This window comes from Inquilinus sp. (assembly GCF_057815775.1).
Genome location: NZ_JBYRFX010000982.1, coordinates 1 through 6,485 on the forward strand (window position 1 = coordinate 1; position 6,485 = coordinate 6,485).

Annotated in this window: 7 protein-coding genes; 3 read left to right on the top strand and 4 right to left on the bottom strand. The window is 69.1% G+C overall.

The window, feature by feature from the left end; genetic code table 11:
• The 3 genes from AC3XYG_RS35110 to AC3XYG_RS35120 form a co-directional block, all read right to left on the bottom strand.
• Positions 1 to 278, bottom strand: a 278-nt coding sequence (locus tag AC3XYG_RS35110) for a YciI family protein (protein WP_489144533.1), incomplete at its 3' end; no start/stop codon positions are given.
• 7 nt (positions 279 to 285) lie between these two features.
• The gene (locus tag AC3XYG_RS35115) at positions 286 to 684 is read right to left on the bottom strand and encodes a YciI family protein (protein WP_489144534.1); all 399 of its coding nucleotides are present in this window, start codon (positions 682 to 684) and stop codon (positions 286 to 288) included.
• A gap of 66 nt (positions 685 to 750) precedes the next feature.
• On the bottom strand, positions 751 to 1,689 hold the full coding sequence (locus tag AC3XYG_RS35120) for a nuclear transport factor 2 family protein (RefSeq protein WP_489144535.1): 939 nt from the start codon (positions 1,687 to 1,689) through the stop codon (positions 751 to 753).
• A 149-nt stretch (positions 1,690 to 1,838) separates the two neighbouring features.
• On the opposite strand from AC3XYG_RS35120, the gene AC3XYG_RS35125 reads away from it, so the two are divergent.
• Positions 1,839 to 2,762: a LysR family transcriptional regulator gene (locus AC3XYG_RS35125; protein ID WP_489144536.1), complete on the top strand. Its 924-nt coding sequence runs from the start codon at positions 1,839 to 1,841 to the stop codon at positions 2,760 to 2,762.
• On the opposite strand, the gene mepA is transcribed toward AC3XYG_RS35125, so the two are convergent.
• The gene (mepA, locus tag AC3XYG_RS35130; RefSeq protein WP_489144537.1) at positions 2,759 to 3,604 is read right to left on the bottom strand and encodes a penicillin-insensitive murein endopeptidase; all 846 of its coding nucleotides are present in this window, start codon (positions 3,602 to 3,604) and stop codon (positions 2,759 to 2,761) included. The genes AC3XYG_RS35125 and mepA overlap by 4 nt on opposite strands.
• Positions 3,605 to 3,760: 156 nt before the next feature.
• Between mepA and AC3XYG_RS35135 the strand changes: the two genes are divergently transcribed.
• Positions 3,761 to 5,107, top strand: a complete 1,347-nt coding sequence (locus AC3XYG_RS35135) for a TldD/PmbA family protein (RefSeq protein ID WP_489144538.1) — start codon at positions 3,761 to 3,763, stop codon at positions 5,105 to 5,107.
• 226 nt (positions 5,108 to 5,333) lie between these two features.
• On the top strand, positions 5,334 to 6,485 hold a 1,152-nt coding region (locus AC3XYG_RS35140; protein WP_489144539.1), incomplete at its 3' end, for a calcium-binding protein.

Sequence of the window (6,485 nt, forward strand, 5' to 3'; positions counted from 1 at the left end):
CCGATATGCTTGTCCCAGCGATGGATGTGCACCTCGCCGAAGACGCCGGCCTTGGTGAACGGGTCGCCGTCATGCATCTCCACCACGGCCTCGCGGCTGTCCGCTTCCACGATCATGAAGCTGGCGATGTTGGTGTCATGGGTGTCGTCGACGCAGAGCGGGCCGGCCACCAGCAGCCGGAGCGGCTGCGACTTGAGATAGGCCCGGTGCTCGGCGCGCTTCTCCTCGCGCAGTTCGGACTGGCCGGGTTTGTCGTAGCACAGGCGGATGTACAGCATTGCTGCCTCAGGTCAGTTGGAATCGGCCGGTCGCGAAGTCGAGCCGGACGGTGATGGTGCCTTCATTCACCAGCCATGGCCGGACCCGATAACGCCGCGCGCCGGCGACGTGCATCGGGTCCATGGCCGCAATCTCCTGCGCCGCCGCGAGCGAGTCCGCGCGCACCACCACCATGCCCTCGCCGTCCCAGCGCTGTTCGTCATCCGTCCAAAGCGGCCCGGCGGCGAACATGATGCCACGCTGCTCCAGCGCTTCCTGGTAGTCGAGATGGGTCTGCAGGTTGGCCATGACCGGGCCGATCCCGTCCACCGGGGTGGTGAAGATCACGTAGAGCTGCTTGGCGAGAAAGCCGCGGGACTTGCTGATGTCGACCAGTTCGGCCGCGGTGACGACGGGTTCGCTCATTTGTCCTCCTGCCGGCCCATCTCCTGCCGGCCCATCTCCTGCCGGCAACGATGGTGATTGCCACGCCTATGGTTCGATCGACAGCACCGCGAGGTCCTTGCGTGCGGCAATCGGCAGCAACCGGCCGTCATAGACGGTGCTGAAGCGGGTAATCCGGCCGGCGCCGTCGAGTTCGATGGCAGCGGCACCGGCGATCCGGTTCGATGCCGGCCCTGCGACCCATTCGAAACCGCCGCCCCGGTCGCCGCCAACGACATGGCGAAGCCGGGAGGCGCTACCGAACGGTGCCGTCGGCAGGGCGCGGGCGAGGTAGCGTTCGATCGCCGCCTGGCCGACGATCTGGCTGTGCAGCGCCCGATCCTCGAATACGGCCTCAAAGCTGAACAGGGCGGCAGCGGCCTTCGCATCGCCCTTGGAAAACGCGTCCTGCAGCGCCGTCGAGACCGTCCGGATCGCCGGCGATGCGTTTTCGCCCACCGCCTGTTCCTTGAAGTCGGTCGGGAATTTGTCATCCGCCGTGCGCATCTGCTGGTAGCCGGCGGGGTCGAACGCACTGGCATCCCAGTAATCGACCCAGCGGATGACCTTGCCGTCCTTGATGTCGATCGCGCCGAACAGACGCAGCTCACCGCCGAACAGCTCCTTGGTGTCGATGAATTCGACCAGCACACTGTTCGGGCCGCCGAGGATGCGCACCGGGTAGGACAGGCCGGTGGCCGGCCATTTCGGCATGTAGGTCTCGAACAGGCCCTTGACCGCCGCATAGTCCAGCGGCCAGCCCAGGGTGGCGTCGGTGTAGGTGGCAAGGTCGGGCGAGAAGAAGCTCATGGTTTTCGCCACGTCGTGCCGGCTCTTGGCGGTGAAGAACGCCTCCAGCAGCCGGGCCGTGGCCGGCGTGGCGTGGTCGGTCTGCACGATCTGCGGATAGACAGGCGCCGGGCCGGCGATGGCCGCCGCCGACGCGCCGAGGCCGATCGCGATCGCCGCTGCGAAAATCCTGCGCATTCCGGTTCCTCCCACAAGGCAGCCATTTCGTCCGGATGTGCCCGACGAAGGCGGCTTTCAGGCTGAACCTGCCGCGTCGCGGACGGCCGGGGAATGGGCTGTCTCCTGTATGGATTGAACACCAGGATTGAATAATCGAAGATCGCGGCATGGACAGGTTCGCGAGTCTCCAGGCCTTTCACCGCGTCGTCGACGAAGGCGGCTTCGCCGCCGCCGCGCGGTCGCTGCGCCTGTCGCCGGCGATGGTGTCGAAGCACATCCAGGACCTGGAGGCGCGGCTCGGCGTCCGGCTGCTGCAGCGCACGACGCGACGCATGGCACTGACCGACATCGGCGCGGCCTTCTACGAGCACTCGTGCCGTGTCCTGGCCGACCTGGCGGCGGCCGAACGGATGGCGTCGACCAGCCAGGACGAGCCGGCCGGGCTGTTGCGCGTCGCGGCGCCGGCCCATTTCGGCGAACTCCACTTCGCCAGCGCCCTGCCCGATTTCGCGGCGCGCCATCCCCGGATCAGGCTGGAGATCTCCTGCGACGACAAGGTGATCGACCTGGTCGAGGGCCGGTTCGATGCCGCCCTGCGCATCGGCAAGCTGCCGGATTCCAGCCTGGTGGCGCGCAAGCTGGCGCCGATCTCGGTCCTGGTCTGCGCCGCGCCCGCCTATCTGGCCGACCACGGCGTCCCCGCCTCCCCCGAGGCGCTGCTGCACCACGCCTGCCTGCAATACGACTACCAATGGGCCGGCCGGGGCTGGGCCCTCCGGCTCGACGACGGGGCGTCGTCGACGGCGGTCCGCCTCGGCGACAGCCCCTACCGGTCCAACAACGGCGAGGTTCTGCGCCAATTCGCGCTCGCCGGGCACGGGCTGGCCCAGCTGCCGGACTTCATGGTGGCCCAGGACATCGCCGCCGGCCGGCTGGTAGAGGTTCTCGGCCGGCATCGCCCGGAGGACCGGTGGGTCCATGTGGTGTTCCCGCCCGGGCACCACCTGTCCGCCGCAGTCCGGGCCTTCGTCGATTTCTTCGCCGAGCGCTTCGGCGGGAACCCGCCCTGGGCTTTGGCGCCGCAGACCTAGGGTGCCGTCAGCACCGCCCGGCACGCGGCAGGCATCGGCGGCGGCACATAGGGCTTGCCCCCCTTCTTCGGCACCGGCGGGCGCATCGGGAACCAGGACATCAAATCGGCGCCGCAGCCATCGCCGGCCGCCGTCGGCGCCTGTTCTTTGCACAGCGGGCTGCCGGACGGGCAGCCGATGCGGATGTGCAGGTGTTCGTTGTGGCCGGTCCAGGGCCGCACCTTGCTGAGCCAGGACCGGTCGTCCCAGGACATGGCGCAGAGTTCGCGCTTGATCGCCGGATGGATGAAGATCCGCTCCGTCCGCGGCTCGGTCGCCGCCAGCCGGATCAGCTCGGCCTGCTGCGCCGACAGGGCGCCGGGCGGGATGTGGTCGGTCCAGGGGCCGGTGATGTATTCCGGCTTCAGCGTCTCGCGCTGCTCCCGCGACAGCGCCGGCAGGTCGAGGCGCAGCCAGATGTCGGCATCCAGCCCGATCTCATGCGCCGCATGGTCGGTGATCGGCCCGCCGCGCGGCTGGCCCATATCGGCGATCAGCAGCGGCGGCAGCCCGGCCGCGGCGGCCCGGCGGGCGAGGTCCTGCAGCGTGGCGATCAGGTCGGGATGGCCCCAGTTGCGGTTGCGGCTAAGCCGGATGATCTGGTAGCCGGGCCCTTCCGGCGCCAGTTGCACCGCGCCGGCGATGCAGCCGTTGGAATAGCCGCCGATCGGCTGCGGCGCGCCCTGCGACCCCTCGCGCACCTGGCTCCAGGCGGGGTCCTCGCCCGCGGCCCCGGCCGGCCCCGCGGCCAGCAGCCAGGCTGCGGCCAGCACCAGCGCGCCCCCGATCCGTTTCCCGATCACGCGTCCCTCCGATCCGACGATTCGCCGCTTCAGGATGCGCGTCCTGATCGTGGAGACGAAGCGGAATGCCGCCGGCCTTGGCCGTGGGGGGCCTTGCCGCGGCGGGGGCGGCATCGCTACATGACAGGGATGTCCCTGGAACCGACGGACCGCCCGATGCCCGAGCCGCGCGACGATACCCTCGACCTGCTGTCCGGCCTGATCGACAAGGCCCGGCGGGCCGGTGCCGATGCCGCCGATGCCGTGCTGTACGACAGCACCTCGATCTCGATCAGCTACCGCCTCGGCAAGCTCGAGCATGTCGAGCGCTCCGAAGGCGGCGACCTTGGCCTGCGGGTCTTCGTCGGCAAGCGCATGGCGATCGTCTCGTCCTCCGACCGCAAGACGGCGGCGCTGGACGAGATCGTCGAGCGCGCCGTGGCCATGGCCAGGGTGGTGCCGGAAGACCCGTTCTGCGGCCTCGCCGACCCGTCGCAGCTGGCGACCAGCCTGCCGGAGCTCGACCTGATCGACGCGGTCGAGCCGTCGACCGAGACCCTGTCCGACCGCGCCCGCGCGGCCGAGGAGGCGGCGCTGGCGGTCAAGGGCGTGACCAATTCCGAAGGGGCCAGCGCCAGTTTCGGCCGCAGCATGGCGGCGATGGTCGCCAGCAACGGCTTCTCCCGTGTCACCGGCTCCACCGGCAGCGGCATCTCCGTCTCCGCCATCGCCGGCATCGGCGCGGCGATGGAGACCGATTACGACCACACCAGCGCCGTGCACGCCGAGGACATGGATGCGCCCGATGCGGTCGGCCGCAGCGCCGGCGAGCGCACCGTCGCCCGTCTCGGCGCCCAGAAGGCGGCCACTGCCCGTGTGCCGGTGATCTACGATCCGCGGGTTTCGCGCAGCCTGCTGGGCCATCTGGTCGGCGCCATCAACGGTGGCGCCATCGCCCGCGGCACCAGCTTCCTGAAGGAAAAGATGGGCGAGGCGATTTTCGCCCCCGGCATCGAGGTGATCGACGACCCGCATATCCGCCGCGGCCTGCGGTCCCGCCCCTGCGATAGCGAAGGCGTCGCCAATCGCCGCCGCGCCCTGATCGACGACGGCCGGCTGACCACCTGGCTGCTCGATTTGCGGTCGGCCCGGCAGCTGGGCCTGGACCCGACCGGCCATGCGGTGCGCGGCACCAGCGGCCCGCCGGGCGCTGCCCCGACCAACCTGTACTTGGCGGCCGGCCACGTCACGCCGGACGAGCTGATGTCCGACATCGCCGACGGATTCTACGTCACCGGGCTGATGGGATCCTCGGTCAACGGCGTCACCGGCGATTACAGCCGCGGCGCCAGCGGCTTCTGGATCGAGCACGGCCGGATCACCTATCCGGTCAACGAGGTCACCATCGCCGGCAACCTGAAGGACATGTACCGGGCGCTGGTGCCGGCCAACGACCTGGTCCACCGCCACGGCATGGATGCGCCGACGGTGCGGATCGACGGCCTGACGGTCGCCGGACGGTAGCCCCGCCCGGCACCGGCGAGCGGGAATTCATTCCGCTCGCCTTCGCCGCGGATACATACTATTCTATTCCATAGAAATTTATACGTATTCGGCGAATCACTTTCTCGCGCCGAAGCCCATTCGTGCATCCAGCCGGCGTTTCCTACCGCATGGCGCCGGCTCTTCACCCGATCGAAAGACGGCTGTCCATGCCGCACCGGGATCGGGATCAACAGGGAGCATTTCAGTGGCGACATTCTCCGTCCTCAACAGCACCGGCCTGGACACCAACAACGACGGGATCGGTGACGGCATCCAGTTCGGCTCGATCTTCTCCACCGTCGCGGCCGCAGGCCTCCTCGGCTTCCCGATCATCACCCCGACGAACGGCACCGTCTTCTTCCTCGACGCCGGCAACCTCACCTTCAGCGGCACCGGCATGGGCTTCACCTTCCCGTCCACCTTCAGCGGTACCCTGACCGACCTGACCTATACCAAGCTCCTGCCGGTCTTCACCGCCACCGGGCTCAGCGTGCCGCTGGCCGATGTTGCCGGCATCCTGCTCGGTGGCGGCTCGGAGTTGACGGTGCTGGCCACGATGTTCTCGGGCAACGACACCATCGGCGGGTCGACGGTGGCCGACACGTTGAAAGGCTTCGACGGCAATGACGTCCTGCACGGTGGCGCCGGCGCCGACAATCTCGACGGCGGCAACGGCATCGACACGGCGGATTATCAGGGCTCGGCAGCGGGCGTGACGATCGACCTGGTGCTCGGCACCGGCATCGGCGGCGATGCCCAGGGCGATCTGCTGTCGAACATCGAGAATGTGACCGGCTCGGCCTTCGACGACCGGTTCACCGGGTCGGCTGGCGCGAACACGTTCGATGCCGGCGCCGGCGCAGACGTGCTGTACGGCAAGGACGGCAACGACACACTGCTCGGCGGCGCGGGCGACGACAAGCTGGTCGGCGGCCTGGGCAGCGATGTGCTCAACGGCGGCGCCGGGTCGGACTGGGCCTATTACCACGAGGCGACGGCCGGCGTGGTGGCGAACCTGGCGGATTCCTCGCAGAACACCGGCGAGGCTGCGGGCGACACCTATGTCAGCATCGAGAACCTGTGGGGCACGGCCTTCAACGACACGCTGACCGGCGACGCCGGTGCCAACAACCTGTTCGGCAATGACGGCAACGACACCCTCAACGGCGGCGATGGCGACGACCTGCTGCAGGGCGGCAACGGCAACGACGCGCTGAACGGCGGGGCCGGGGCCGACGGGCTCTACGGCAACGAAGGCGCCGACACGCTGAATGGCGGCGACGGCAACGACCGGCTGGTCGGCGGCAATGGCGCCGACGTGCTCAATGGCGGCGCCGGGACGGACTGGGCCTATTAC